The 13,589-nt window shown below is 38.4% G+C and carries 14 protein-coding genes and 1 pseudogene; 9 read left to right on the forward strand and 6 right to left on the reverse strand.

Features of this window, described 5'->3' with window-relative positions:
- The first annotated feature begins 143 nt into the window (after positions 1-143).
- The 3 genes from ACWPWY_RS02835 (at position 144) to ACWPWY_RS02845 (ending at position 3,259) form a co-directional block, all read left to right on the forward strand.
- On the forward strand, positions 144-1,160 hold the full coding sequence (locus ACWPWY_RS02835; protein WP_454190299.1) for a protoglobin domain-containing protein: 1,017 nt from the start codon (positions 144-146) through the stop codon (positions 1,158-1,160).
- A gap of 135 nt (positions 1,161-1,295) precedes the next feature.
- A complete protein-coding gene (locus tag ACWPWY_RS02840; RefSeq protein ID WP_454190300.1) occupies positions 1,296-2,306 on the forward strand; it encodes a LacI family DNA-binding transcriptional regulator in 1,011 nt (336 codons plus the stop codon).
- 257 nt (positions 2,307-2,563) lie between these two features.
- Positions 2,564-3,259, forward strand: coding sequence for a hypothetical protein (locus tag ACWPWY_RS02845; RefSeq protein WP_454190301.1), 696 nt, complete (start codon positions 2,564-2,566; stop codon positions 3,257-3,259).
- Positions 3,260-3,320: 61 nt separating this feature from the next.
- Here the strand turns inward: ACWPWY_RS02845 and ACWPWY_RS02850 are convergent, their stop codons facing one another.
- Together ACWPWY_RS02850 and ACWPWY_RS02855 are read right to left on the reverse strand one after the other, a co-directional pair.
- Complete coding sequence (locus ACWPWY_RS02850) at positions 3,321-3,875, reverse strand: SEC-C metal-binding domain-containing protein (protein ID WP_454190302.1); 555 nt, start codon at positions 3,873-3,875, stop codon at positions 3,321-3,323.
- Between the two features lie 334 nt (positions 3,876-4,209).
- Positions 4,210-4,851 (reverse strand): annotated as a pseudogene (locus tag ACWPWY_RS02855) (SpoVR family protein); the annotation flags it as partial.
- Between the two features lie 101 nt (positions 4,852-4,952).
- On the opposite strand from ACWPWY_RS02855, the gene ACWPWY_RS02860 reads away from it, so the two are divergent.
- From ACWPWY_RS02860 to ACWPWY_RS02875, 4 genes are all read left to right on the forward strand, one after another.
- Complete coding sequence (locus ACWPWY_RS02860) at positions 4,953-5,675, forward strand: AAA family ATPase (RefSeq protein ID WP_454192775.1); 723 nt, start codon at positions 4,953-4,955, stop codon at positions 5,673-5,675.
- Between the two features lie 8 nt (positions 5,676-5,683).
- A complete protein-coding gene (locus ACWPWY_RS02865) occupies positions 5,684-6,091 on the forward strand; it encodes an AAA family ATPase (protein ID WP_454190303.1) in 408 nt (135 codons plus the stop codon).
- Between the two features lie 170 nt (positions 6,092-6,261).
- On the forward strand, positions 6,262-6,675 hold the full coding sequence (locus ACWPWY_RS02870; protein WP_454190304.1) for a hypothetical protein: 414 nt from the start codon (positions 6,262-6,264) through the stop codon (positions 6,673-6,675).
- A gap of 282 nt (positions 6,676-6,957) precedes the next feature.
- The gene (locus tag ACWPWY_RS02875; protein WP_454190305.1) at positions 6,958-7,605 is read left to right on the forward strand and encodes a DUF429 domain-containing protein; all 648 of its coding nucleotides are present in this window, start codon (positions 6,958-6,960) and stop codon (positions 7,603-7,605) included.
- A gap of 443 nt (positions 7,606-8,048) precedes the next feature.
- Here the strand turns inward: ACWPWY_RS02875 and ACWPWY_RS02880 are convergent, their stop codons facing one another.
- From ACWPWY_RS02880 to ACWPWY_RS02890, 3 genes are read right to left on the reverse strand one after another with little or no spacing between them, the layout of a single operon-like run.
- Complete coding sequence (locus tag ACWPWY_RS02880; RefSeq protein WP_454190306.1) at positions 8,049-9,623, reverse strand: recombinase family protein; 1,575 nt, start codon at positions 9,621-9,623, stop codon at positions 8,049-8,051.
- A complete protein-coding gene (locus ACWPWY_RS02885; RefSeq protein ID WP_454190307.1) occupies positions 9,610-11,061 on the reverse strand; it encodes a recombinase family protein in 1,452 nt (483 codons plus the stop codon). The genes ACWPWY_RS02880 and ACWPWY_RS02885 overlap by 14 nt, the downstream gene beginning before the upstream one ends.
- 7 nt (positions 11,062-11,068) lie before the next feature.
- Positions 11,069-11,227, reverse strand: coding sequence for a hypothetical protein (locus tag ACWPWY_RS02890; protein ID WP_454190308.1), 159 nt, complete (start codon positions 11,225-11,227; stop codon positions 11,069-11,071).
- Between the two features lie 33 nt (positions 11,228-11,260).
- Between ACWPWY_RS02890 and ACWPWY_RS02895 the strand changes: the two genes are divergently transcribed.
- Positions 11,261-11,605 carry a helix-turn-helix domain-containing protein gene (locus ACWPWY_RS02895; protein ID WP_454190309.1) on the forward strand — a complete coding sequence of 115 codons (345 nt, stop codon included), beginning with the start codon at positions 11,261-11,263 and terminating at the stop codon, positions 11,603-11,605.
- A 101-nt stretch (positions 11,606-11,706) separates the two neighbouring features.
- Here ACWPWY_RS02895 and ACWPWY_RS02900 read toward each other — a convergent pair whose 3' ends face one another.
- Positions 11,707-11,967 (reverse strand): hypothetical protein, encoded by a 261-nt coding sequence (locus ACWPWY_RS02900; protein WP_454190310.1) that lies wholly within the window; start codon positions 11,965-11,967, stop codon positions 11,707-11,709.
- Positions 11,968-12,070: 103 nt separating this feature from the next.
- Here ACWPWY_RS02900 and ACWPWY_RS02905 point away from each other — a divergent pair, with 103 nt between their 5' ends.
- Positions 12,071-13,555, forward strand: a complete 1,485-nt coding sequence (locus tag ACWPWY_RS02905) for a recombinase family protein (protein ID WP_454190311.1) — start codon at positions 12,071-12,073, stop codon at positions 13,553-13,555.
- The last annotated feature ends 34 nt before the right edge of the window (positions 13,556-13,589 follow it).

Genomic DNA, 13,589 nt, shown 5'->3' on the forward strand with positions numbered 1-13,589 from the left:
GGGTTAACGCTTTTATTATGAAAATAAGGAAAATATTTGATGAAACAGGTCCTTAGGACTATGTTTATCTAGTGAGTTCGTTCTATAATGATCAAGTACGAAGAGAGATGTGCACGAAAATTTAGTAAAGAAAGAGGGATCAAATGGTGATGATCGATGTTTCACAAGAAAGAAAGTTGCAGCTTGATTTTATAGGTCTAACAAATAGTGAACTAGAGCTTTTAAAAAGCCATCGCCCTATTTTTGAACAAATTGTTGGACAGGTTGTTGATCGTCTATATGAACGAATCGGACAGGTTGAAAGTCTTAGAACCATCATTGAGAAACACTCTACTATAGATCGACTCAAAGAAACACAACGCTGGTATTTTTTATCTTTAGCAGACGGTGTCATTAATGAATCTTTTATAGAGAACAGAATTAAAATAGGTTTAGTACATTCCCGCATAGGACTGAATACTGATTTTTACCTAGGAACATATATGCTTTATTTGGATTTAGCCACTCAGTACATGCAGGCAGTGCTTCCAGATGATTGGTATCCTGTCATTCATGCGTTAACCAAAATGTTTAATTTAGATTCCCAGCTTGTATTAGAGGCCTATGAAACAAAAGAAAAAGATAAGATTAATGAGGTTGTACAAGAACAGGAACTCATGTTAAAAGCAATTACAGAAGTATCGCAAAAGCTTACAGGAATGATCGATGAACTACATAGAAACACACAAGTAATTTCCAAAACGGCTGGAGAGACAGCGGCATCGCAAGATTTGGCTCATGGACTAATTAATGAATTGAATCAAGAAGTACAGCATATACAAAAGATGGGCACGCTCATTCGAGATATATCAGACCAAAGTCATCTTCTTGGATTGAATGCAGCGATAGAAGCAGCTCATGCTGGAGAGAGTGGAAGAGGTTTTGAAATTGTGGCGGGCGAAATCCGTAAGCTTGCAACCGGGTCTAAGAAAGCGATGGACCAGATTCAAGGTGTAGTAGATAGTATTATGACAAAGCTAGCTCAAGTGAGTAAAGAATCAGATAATACAACCGGTAATACGGAAAGACAAGTTCACAGTTCTAAAGAACTCATGGCTTTTGTTTCGATGATGGAAGGTGTCTCTAAAGACTTGAAAGAGTTACAGAAAAAACATGTATAGGAAGAAGAATGGAAAGCGCATTCATTTGATCTATGAGGTTTTCTAGTTTTCCGTTATAATGGTGATTATGTGGGTCTATATACTACCCAGCTTATAAGGTAACGGATAGACTATGATTGATATAGAGGTGATCAAATGGCATCGATACATGATGTGGCTAAGGAAGCTGGGGTCTCAGTTGCTACCGTTTCTAAGGTGCTGAATGATTATCCAGATGTAAGTGACAAAACTCGTAAAAAAGTGAATATGGTAATTGAACAGTTACACTATCAACCTAATGTGGTTGCCCGGGGACTCGTGAAAAAAAGATCTTGGACTGTTGGTGTCCTCCTGACTGTCCCGTTTACCAACCCATTTGTAGCGGAACTGCTGGAAGGAATCAAAACAGCGCTTGAAAACAGCGGATATGATTTAGTTCGGCTATCTACCCGTTTTGACGATCCGAATTATTCTTTCATCAAACATTGCCGCAGCCGGAACGTGGAAGGAGTCGTCGTGTTTGGTGTAGAGCGTGAGAACCCGAGTATAGATGAATTGATACACTCGGACATACCTACTATGTTTGTAGATACAGATATTGTGGGTAAACGTGCGGGTTATATTACAACGGATAATCAGAATGCGATCCAGATGAGTGTAAAACATTTATACGAACTGGGTCATCAGAAGATTGCTTACATTTCAGGTACCCTTGGGCCGTCCATTGCGAACATGCGGCTTGAAGGTTACAGACAAGGGCTAAGAAACTGTGATTTGCCTTATTTAACATCGTATCTTGAGGTTTGCGATTATTCATTTGACGAAGGGGCCGCAGCGATGCGACGCCTGCTCCAGTTGAAGGAGCCTCCTACAGGTGTTGTCTGTACATCGGATCTGGCTGCTTTTGGCGCGATCTATGAGATAGAAAGACATGGTCTTCGTGTCCCAGAGGATGTTTCAGTTGTTGGTTTTGATAATACCTATCATGCCCAAGTGTTTAAACCAAATTTAACGACAATTAACCAAAATATTTATTCTATCGGAATCAAATCTATTGAGTGCCTGATTGCCTTAATTGAGAATCCTGATTTTTCACCTCCTGTTATTACGGAGCCGTCCGAATTAATTGTCAGACAGACGACAGCAAGCCCAAGTATTTCGATATAATGTTTTTTTAAAGCATCTCCAGAAAGCAGCCTTTTGATCATAATGGTCGGCAAAGGCTGCTTATTCTAGAGATGCTTTTTTCGTTAGGGGAGGTTTAATTCACCTGAAACACTTATTTTTAAGAAATTTGATCAAATTTTCCTGAATGTCTATCATGACGGGTATTCGCACTATATAATGGTAAAGGTAAAGTGAAGATAAGATGAATGTTCAACAATCAATTACTTATGGCTATGAATATAAAGGAGTTCAATTCATTGAATAAATTATTAAAATCACTTATGTTGCTGACTGCGATTATGCTGATCGGCAGTATTGTTGTTTATGCAGAATTCAAGGGTACATCCCATTCAGATATAGAATTTATGGAAGAAAATATAGATAACAAGCAAGGATCAGAGCAAGTGGATCAGCAAGAGGAAGTTACACTACAATCCATCGCGGAAGTGGCGAATACGGAAAATCGTTTGTATCCGATACAAGAATCAGAAGGGATATATGATGGGTTTATTCTCAATTGGGATGGCAAAACCACTGAATTTAATTGGAAAAGCATTGCTTCGCCTGCCGCACCGGCTGAGTTATTATCAGGTGATGTAACGGGTGATGGGATAAAAGATGCCATTATTACGCTGCCAGCAGGATATGGAACGGGCGTATATTTAGAGGATATTCATATCGTGAATGGAAAAACGCTGCGGGAAGAGCAAGTAGAGGATGCAACGAATGCTGCAAAAGAATGGGCTGCTTTGAGTATGGAGGCAACCAATCAGGAAGAACTGCTGCTAAATCACATTGACTACCAGATGAACGAAAATGAGCAGCTTACCGCTTTGATTGGGGTAGCGATATCTCCTATAGAATATATTGGGGAGCTCACTTTGACCTACGTTTATGACAATAAAAAAGAGATGTTGATGATAGACTCCATTTCCTATACTGCTTTTGAATAAAAAAAGCCCGAAGAAGATGATCTCCTTCGGGAATATGCCCATATGTTTAAACAGTAAAAAATTAAACGGTTTGCAGTGCAAAAGATTCTTTATCAGAGAACTCGGAAAGTTGATTTGCACATTTGGAGAGCGTGCTGGCCGAAACATCATGTTTTGCAGCCAGTTCTGAATGACTCACCGTTTTACCAAGCTTTGTTGCAGTTAAGTATTCTAGAGCTCCTGCGTAACCGCCTGGCTTACGATAGCGAGGGGCTTCGCTTTGGCTGTAGTCGCTCCATAGTTGCACCAATTGCGATTGTTGTTCATAAGACAACGAGTATTCTTTTGCAAGTTCAGGAATAATGGAAGCTGCTAACTCGCGGTCAGTATCGCTTTCCCAAGTAAATTCAGACAGGTCAAGTGCTCTGTCTGTAGTTGAGGCGGTTGAAGCTTCAACCGATTGCGCTGTTGGTGCTGGAGCTGATGTGGAAACAGCTCGTCTGGAACCTGTAATCACTTCAACAGAAGTGGCTACTCGTACATTACGTTGTTGTTCTCTGTCTTTCTCAAGGCAACATTTCTTATATTTTTTTCCACTGCCGCAGTGGCACGGTTCGTTTCTACCGATGTTGGACAATTTTGTTCGCTCCTTTATTCAATTGCAGATAATTCTAATGATGAGTGCTTACGTTCGTAATAAGCGCTGACAAAAGTAGATTATAACATATTTATCAGCTTTGTATGTATACGGGCATAAGATGACTAGTACATCTATTATTCAATTTACCCCATGAAAAAGCCTGTTTCAACCCAAATTTGAGTTAAAACAGGCATTTATCTAGGAAAAGTGCGAAGTAAGTCTATTTCACAACTCTTTAAAACATTGAATTTGAAAATATATACAGATAAAACACAGCATTTTAATCTATATATACGCTCGCTTGAAGAAACAGAAGAAAATATAAATGGATTCAAGTCATTAATTTTCTGTGCATTTTTTTGCCGTCAAATGTAAACAAAACAGGTTTATCATCAATTGTTGTCTCAAGGTGAACAGCACGGCCCCATAACTTAAATACGTAAGGAAGCGTACGCTCCATATATTTCAGATCAAGCTCAATGCCTTCGTACTGGTGTTTTAAGACGATCTCTCCTGTACGAAGATAATCAGCATCTTTGACAACGAGATAGGGAGATCCACCGTTAACTCGGGCAAAAATGAGCTGATCCCGAATGTTTTCCCAAGACTTATCCGTGATTTTCCAATCCGGTCCTTTTTTCTCGAACACATATAGATCAAGATCCTCAACCAGTTGCTTCGTCATATAGTTACGAATAAATGAGGTATCGGAATCATATTCACGAACTTCAAACATTTTGGCACGGCCCCCTCCGGGAGTGCGTCCGCGTCGTTCTTGTTCGTGTGCAGTTGGATGATCCCATCTTTTTTCAATATCTTCAAAGATTTTTAGGCCGAGATAATAAGGATTCAGACTTTGTTTAGACGGCTGTACAACAGAGGCGTTGAGCATTGCATACTCTACGGCTTCATCACTCGTAAGATCCAGTTCACGGATGATGCGTTGATGCCAATACGAAGCCCAGCCTTCGTTCTGCTAAGGAGCTTGATTACCGTTGATAGAACCATTCATTTAAACTATACTCTTGTGTAAGGAATTATTTACCAGAGGGGGAGATCGTAATTCGTAAGTTAATTGTAGAAGGATTGAATTCTAAAATATCAGATGAATTTAACTTTTATCCTGATATTAACTTGCTTACCGGAAAAAATGGAGCAGGTAAAACAACATTTTTAAAATTGCTTTGGTATCTTAATAGCGGTCATATCGGCATTCTACTTAGAGATATTGAATTTAAATATGTCGAACTGCATGGTGACGATTATATTTTGACAATTGAGAATTCGGTGACAGGTAAGACTAAAGTATTGGTTAGAGAAGAGGAAGAAGAGGATGAATATGAAAAAGAAACGTCTCATATTGTTTTTTTTGTAAAGGGAGAAAAATTGCTTGATACAAAGATTAGAAAAGATTTACGGAGAGGTCCAAGTAGCTTTAAGTTAGAGAGTATAGAGGATACAATTTCACTGCACACACAAGGATCGGTTTTTTTCCCTACATTTAGAAGAATTGAATATTCAATAGGTTCTAGTCCTATTCGAAATTCCGACAGGTTTCAAGAAACAATAAATAGTTATTCAGAACGTTTGTCTAAAAACAAGCACTCCTTTATAACTGCAATATCTACAAAGGATATAGTTCAATTGTTAAAAAATGAATATGCCAAAATGTCTAATGAATTCATTTCAATGAATATAAATTTTTCTGAAATAATAAGGCATGAAATTACAAATTACAAATCAAATAATTCTCGTAGAAATAGTCAGAATCAATCGAAAGGGCTAGTGGTGTTTTAACAAGTATTATGAATAAAGTTGATAACTTGGATCAAAGAAGAAATCAACTTATGAAGCCATTCTCAGAATTGAACAATTTTATTTCAGAAATATTTGAAGATAAAGGAATAAAATTAACTGACAGTATTATGTTCGGCTATGAAGAGAACGCTATGCTATCAGAGAAGTTGTCAGCCGGTGAGCAACAAATGCTTAGTTTTCTTTGTTATAATGCATTTTTAGATAATAGCGCCGTGTTTATTGACGAACACGAATTGAGTCTTCATGTTGATTGGCAAAGAGATTTGTTCCCTATACTAAGTTCACAATCCAAAAATAATCAGTTTTTCGTAGCGACTCATTCGCCATTTATTTATTCAAGGTATGAAAGCAATGAAATTATTCTTTCAGAAAATAGAGGATGGAACTATGCCTAGAACCCAAGTTACTATGACAGTAGACGAAATCATCTCTACAATAAAAAGAACAAACCGTCCTACTTTGTTTAGAAGGTTCGGATGATCTTTCTCTATTCTCTGAATATGGAGAAAAAAATTACGAAAATAGAAAATATACGATACAACAATGCTATGGAAGATCCCAACTTTTGCAGATTTACGAAAGAAGAAACGAGATAAATCAAAATAAATCGGTCACATTTTTCTGTGATCAAGATATGTGGGTTTTTACGGGGATACCTGTAGAATATGCAGAATTACTTGTTACAGAAGGATACAGTATTGAAAACGATATTTTCCGTCATTCCAAGAATGATGTCATAGGTAAATTGATGACTAAAAGTGAATATGAACTTTTCACACAAATTATCAATGAGGTTGTACAATGGTTTGCATATGAGTGTGACTTACATATTTCAGGTGGGAATTGCAATATAAACGTTCATTTGAACGAGGTTGTATGCGAGAAAACACAAAGGCTGATTTCGGATTTCCTTACAAAAAAAGAATTTAAGGCTCCCTCTACTGAGTTATTAAGTAAAGTTTCATCGGATGATTTTTGAGGCTAAGAGGAAAGTTTATATTCGAGACATTAGTAAGAGTAATTTGCAAGAGAAAAAAATATAAACCGCGGTACGGATATCCAGAATTGTTTGATTTGTGCATAACCTTTGCTCAACCACAAATGAAAGATTATTTTAACAGAGTATTTAATTCCCTTCTTCAATCAACAGAAGGTGTTTCAATGTTTGAAATTCGAACTTCCAGACAGCAGAGCGCGGCTTCAGGAACTTAATTACAATCAATGGACGATTTCATGTCTTAAAAATTTTATGGAGTGAATTATGAAAATTATTGGATTAGATCTCGCAGGTACGACTAATTCATCGGACACTGCTGTCGCAATTTTTGAATATAATGTGAATTCATTAACTTGTATTGAAATTATAAGTGATTTAACGGATTCTGATATTTATGATTTGGTAAAGCAATATGCTAATGAAGATCAAGTAATAATCGGTATTGATGCACCTTTATCATATCAATTTGGAGGGGGAGACAGATTATCAGATAAGTCTCTAAGAAAGTTGATTACAGAAATTGGTATGAGACCTGGGTCAATAATGGCTCCTACTTCGCCAAAAATGAGTTACCTAACCCTACGTGGCATAAATGTGTCCAGAGGACTTTACAATATTCCTAATGTAAACAAGATTCAAATTGTTGAAGTCCACCCTGGAGCAACAATTGGACTTCATTATGGACAACCTATCGTACCACAAGAAGTGTTAGATTATAAGGATCATAATAATATATTAAGTAGAAATGTTATATTAGCATGGCTTATGAGCAACATGTTTTTGAATGGTATTAATAACAAAATAAATACTGATGTTATTTCATCACATGAAGTTGATGCATGTGTACCGCACTTGCGGCGTGGAAATGGAAGGATTCTAAGTACAAGTGGAAACATCTATCATCAGGCTTAGACCATCCATTTGAATTTTCATGCTAGTTATTTTCATCAAAAAAGTCACACCAATTTCTCTTATAGTGGGAGGGTGGTATGACTTCTTTGTATTTAAATAGCTGAATAATTGTATAGATTTTAGAGCAAGTATGATTTGTTATTGCATGATCAACCAATTTGCCGAGATTTCTAATTTTGATAACCCAGTCACCGAGGAACGTTTACCATCATGAAATACTGTCCATAATGGAGAATATAGAAAACGGACAAACCCCAGTGTACAAGCACTTTTTAAGCCTTTCATCTCGGTAGCCGGTTAGGCTACCGATCGGGTGCCTATCTCGTTACCGAGATTTTGGCACCCGCGAAGGACAAGCTGACCTAATAACCGAGAACTTGTCCTCTGTGAGAAATGTTAACCGTGACAACTAAAAAACCTTCCGTCTTAGTCAAGACGGAAGGTTAACAGATTGTTGTTCTTACAAGACTGCTTCTGGTCTGGATAGCTATATCACCATAAGTCACTACTTTCTTGTTATCAATGGTTTTTGGAGTGAATATTGCTTCAACAACTAAATAGGTAATCATCTTTCGGATATCATTATTATTGCTACCATTAGTCATAACACTCATGGATTCGATATTGCGCTTAATTTCATTTTCATTTGCCTCAATCAGTTCGAGGTACTGAGCTGTCTTGTCTAACTGATGAATTTCTGTTTTAAGTTTATTGATTTGACTAGCGAGGTGTTCCTTCTGGAGAGTTAAAACTCGGATCATCTTCGTGTTATCGTCAATGTTTTCAAGATCTTTTACTAATGACGCGAGGCGCTTGGAATGATCTTCTGCCATTTGTAATTGGTGTTCTGCTCCGGTTAAATTCTTCATGCTCTTACTCTTTCTATCAGTGACGAGTAAACGTTCTTTTAATAATTCGTTATATACATTCTGACTAACGGATTCAAGATTTTGGGTCTTCAAATCATTCAACACAGCCTCAATGACGGAATGCATCCGATAGGATTCAACTTTATATTTACAAGTCGAGCAGCGATACCATTTCTCTCCGTAATGTTTGTTACGTTTTTTATCAAATGTGGTTTGGTCGTTACCAATCAAAATATTATTACAGACTGAACATTTCATTAGATTACTAAGAAAGAAACTCGTTTTGTACATTTTCGGGTTGAGTTTTCCGGTCTTTCTCTGTTCAAAGATCGCCCAGGTTTCTTTCCATTCATCCAGGCTCATAATAGGCTCTATTAAGTCACTTTTATTCATCAACCAGTTTTCAATTGGAGTGATTGAATTTCCTGAGCGTTCAGATTTACGGTGATGAGACATATAACCAGCGTAAAAAGGGTTCGTTATAATCCATCGTACAGTTGCCTTACTAATGGATTTACCGTATTCATAGGAGATAATATGGGCAATGGATTGAAATCCTTCTCGATCGCGATACAAATCATAGATACGTCGTACAATTGTTAATTCTTCTGCGCATTGAGAGAAGGTTTTGTTTACTTTGTCATAGCGGTAACCAAATGGTGCTTTACCGCCAGTCCATTTTCCTTTTAATAAAATGCTCTTAGCGGTATCGCGAGTACGAATTCGTGTGTTGTCAACTTCCATTTTGGAAGTTCCATCTTTTATCAGATCGACGATAAAATCCCCGGAGTCATACAGACTCTCAGAGCTAATAACAACAACGGGAATATTGCAACCGGCTAAGATCATTCGAATCTTCTGATGTTCCATCGGATTTCGTGCAATACGGTCGTGATGATTAATTAAGACAAAATCAAATTTGCCGTCAATTGCTTCTTTAAGAAGAAGAGAGATTCCCTCACGGTCATCTAACTTCTTTTTTCTAGCGGATACGCCAGCATCTTCGTATTCACATACAATCGTGCATCCATACTTCTTGGCAAATTCATAAGCCATGGTCCGCTGGGTTTCCATCGTTTGTTTATCGGTTGAGTGACGCCCATAGAAAGCTCCTCTCATACCAGGTTGTATGATATTATTTAGTGGCAAAATTCTCGACCACCGCCTTTCCTTTGAAAGGATATCGAAATTTTATACAAAGTGTAGGGGAGTTAAGCTCGATTCGATGAACGATGTCCCGAATAAATGTTGCTCTTTCGCTTTCACTGTAGGAATTTACTTCTGCAACCAAATCAAGCGAATCTTGTAGTCGTTCCATAAGTTTGAACTGATTCTTTAGATTTTTTAATTCTACGGGATAGTGCTGCTGTAACAGCTCTTCTCGATGAATGCAATTGATTAGGTGTACAAGTTCGGTTTGTAAGTTTGCCGTTGGAGACTGGAGCCATAATGAGGTATCTTCATAGAGTTTCTGCTTATATAATTGCAACGCTTCTTGGCTCTCAGAAATAGAACTTTGATAAAACTTAATCAGGTTCCCGTGTGTCAGTTGATATAGTTCAGGAAAGTAGGTCTGAAACTGTACTGTGACGAATTTTGCACACTCCTCTAAAATCATTTCTTCCAGCAGATCAGGAGCGATTTGGATATAACTATGCTTCTTACAACTGTAATATTTTCTTGCACTTATATCCGCTTTTTCTCTGCCATACATAGCTTGATCGCACTTTCCACAAAATAGAAGATCGTCGAGAATCATAGGGATTCGGTTAGTTCTTCGGGAGCGAGTTTGGACAAGATTTTTGATTCGTTCCTGTGCCTTAGTCCAAGTTAATTCGTCAACAATACGAAGTTTTTCATTTTCAATCTCAACATACTTACCAAATTCCTTGATTTTTCGAATGCCTTTATAAATGGTATTTCCAATCAAACTTTGGATTCGGTTGTTTTCCCACTCAGATGGAAACCAATCATGTCGATTCATATCTCGAACAAAGTCCGATAAAGTATTACATTTCGTCTCAATGATTGCATGGTACAGTTTGTAGATCGTCGGAGCCTGATCTGGATGCTTTTCATAGTGTTTGTCTTTATTAACTATATAGCCATAAGCTATCGGACCTTGAGCATGCTTTCCTTGTTTCGTCATCGTATATTTAGTTTCTTTGATGCGCTGAATAATCTGATTGGCTTCACGTTGATTGAAACCTGCGATGATCAGCTCGAAGAATTCTCCGGCTGGTGAGTATTGGATAGGGATTTCATTATCAGCAGTGAATACGACTGTGATTTGCTTGGAACGAAACAGTTCAAATATCTCCATCGACTGTACAACATTTCTAGCTAAACGATCACGCTTATAAACGTAAACCGTTGATACTAGTCCGTTTCCGATGTCGTGAATTAAACGACTTAACTGAGGTCTTTCGTGAATACCGGTCTTTCTTGCTGAAACAGCTTCATCTAGATATAGATCGTCAAATAAGATGCCTTTTGTTTTGACTTTCTCTAGCGCAAGAGCCTTTTGCATATCAATGGAATGCTCCTGCGTTTTAATGGAAGATCGAGCATACAACACTGTTTTCATCAGCTATTTACTCCTCTCCAGGACTTTGACTAACATGTTCAGAGATAAGCTGTTTCTTTAGCAGAGTGACGTAAAGTTCCATCCATTTTCGTGCGGCGAGCGGATCGTGAATATGACTAATGGACGAAATTTGAAGTTCAGTAGTACGAGTTTTTTTGTGAGTCAAGATGTTATTCCTCCTAAGGTGGTGTTAAAGAAGATGAGTAATTTTGGTCAACAATTAAGGCAAATTAGACGGCAAAAAGGGTTTGGACTCAATGAATTTGCTAAAGAGATAGGGGTTTCACCCGCTTATTTAAGCAATTTGGAAACGGGAAAAACACAAACCATCCAGCTAGAAGTATTAAACAGGCTGCAGCAAGAACTACATATGATCATTACTAAGGATGTATCCAAGAACGATCCTACATTGTGGCGTACAGACCGCATCAGTGAATTGCTGTTGGATCTACAACGTACCAATCCCTCTGCTGCTGATTACTTGATGACGATGGTGGAACAAGGAGTGGAGCTATTCACAGCTGGATCATCCGACATCCATTAAGTTGTCCTAACCATTGGAAAAGTATTCACCAACATAAATGACTGTTTATTATAATGAATAAGCAGATGACGATAAGGAAAGCCTAACTCCTGCAGATGGAGTTAGGCTTTTGGCGTTTCGTCGGTTATGTCTGAGGTTGTATGATTTTGCGCCACCATTATTTGATAGTTTGAATAATTATCTCTACCGAGTCTCTGCTGGAGCCATAACTCTGCCGCTGCACGTTTTAGACGCATTTCAAAATCATTGAGGCGATTCAATAGAAGGTCTGAGAATGAGTGCTGTTGCAAGCTAGATAATGACGTGAAGCTGCTCTGTTCATCTTGATGTTCCATTGTAAAACGTACTTTGAGTTGTCCCATAACATCACCTCGATCTAATCTATGCTGTGAGGTCGAAGGGACAACCCTGTGAATTATCATATATATAAGAGGACAGGCATAGGTATTGACAAGGGGGGAAGTCATGAGCGGGAAACAACGAAAAAATGAAACTTACAATATCCGTTCTGTGGCTCTGTATTGCCGGGTTTCCACCGATGAGCAGGCAAGAGATGGTGTCTCTCTGGATGAACAGCAGGAACGGTTAAAAGCGTATTGCCGGGCAATGGGTTGGACAGATCAGGTTCAGCTGTTTATCGATGATGGTTATTCAGCTAAAAATTTGGATCGACCGGAGTTAAAGCGGCTGTTGCAGGCAGTAAAGAACGGAAACGTATCTCGTATCATGGTTACCAAGCTCGATCGAATGAGCAGACGACTACTAGATTTACTGAATCTAATTGACATGTTTCAAAACTATGAGGTTTCTTTTGTATCCATTAGTGAATCTTTTGATACCAACACACCCTCAGGTCGACTTACTTTGCAGGTTCTGGGAGCAGTTGCTGAGTTTGAGCGAGAACGTATTCGTGAACGTGTGTTTGAAAATATGCTTCACGCCGCTACTAATGGAAAATGGCTGACGCAAAGTCCGTATGGGTATGACCTATTGGACAAGTCCTTGGTTATTAATGATAAGGAAGCAGATATAGTAAAGCGGGTATACGATTTGTATCTGAATGGAGGGCTCGGTTTTTATTCCATTGCGAAAAGATTAAATGAGGAGGGTATCCCATCCAGGCAGCGGAAAGAGTGGTCCATTCGGGCAATTAAGTTGATGTTAACGAATCCCGTTTATAAAGGTACATTGGTCTGGAATCGGAAAGATTCGAGCAAATCGAAGCGTAAAGATAAAGATGAATCGGAGTGGGTGAAAGTGGAAGACTGTCTGCCAGTTATTATTGAGAAGCCCATATGGGAAAGTGTGCAAAGGCGAATGGGACAGACAACTATGGCTCCAAGAGCCCAGACAAGTCCTCACCTGTTGGGTGGTATGCTAAGGTGCGGAAATTGCGGGTCGGGCATGAGTATTGGTTTCTCAGGTTCTCCTAATAAACGCTATCGTGTATATCGTTGTTCAGCGAATAAGAATAAAGGAACTTGTACAAGTAAGCAATATCGTGCCGATCTGGTAGAAAAATGGTTTAAAGATGGGTTGCAGCAGATGGTTGGAAATACTTCAGGTATGCTATTAATTATGGCGAAGGAAGCGGTTGTAAAGTCGCAGAAGGATCAGCTTGAGCAAAAGGCAAACACTGCTAAAGCCAGATATAAGCGAAAAATTGAAGCCTATACCTCGGGCTTAATTGAACTGAGTGACTTAAATGAAGAGAAGGAAAGGCTAGATCAGATACTAGCTGGGCTTGAGAAGATGGATCATGAGGAATTCGAAGCAATAGATATGGATATTGAGCAGATTCAGACAGAGTTAAACAAAAAAGTAAATAATATCATTAGTGCAATTGAGTTGCTTCCCGTCGAGCAAGCAAAAGGAATTATTCAAACATTGATAAAATATGTAGTCGTTCACGGAGACGAGGATATCGAAATAAAACTACAACCTCTGTGAATCTATACAACATCATGAGAAATGCCCCCGCCGA

Source organism: Paenibacillus sp. Marseille-Q7038 (assembly GCF_965111595.1).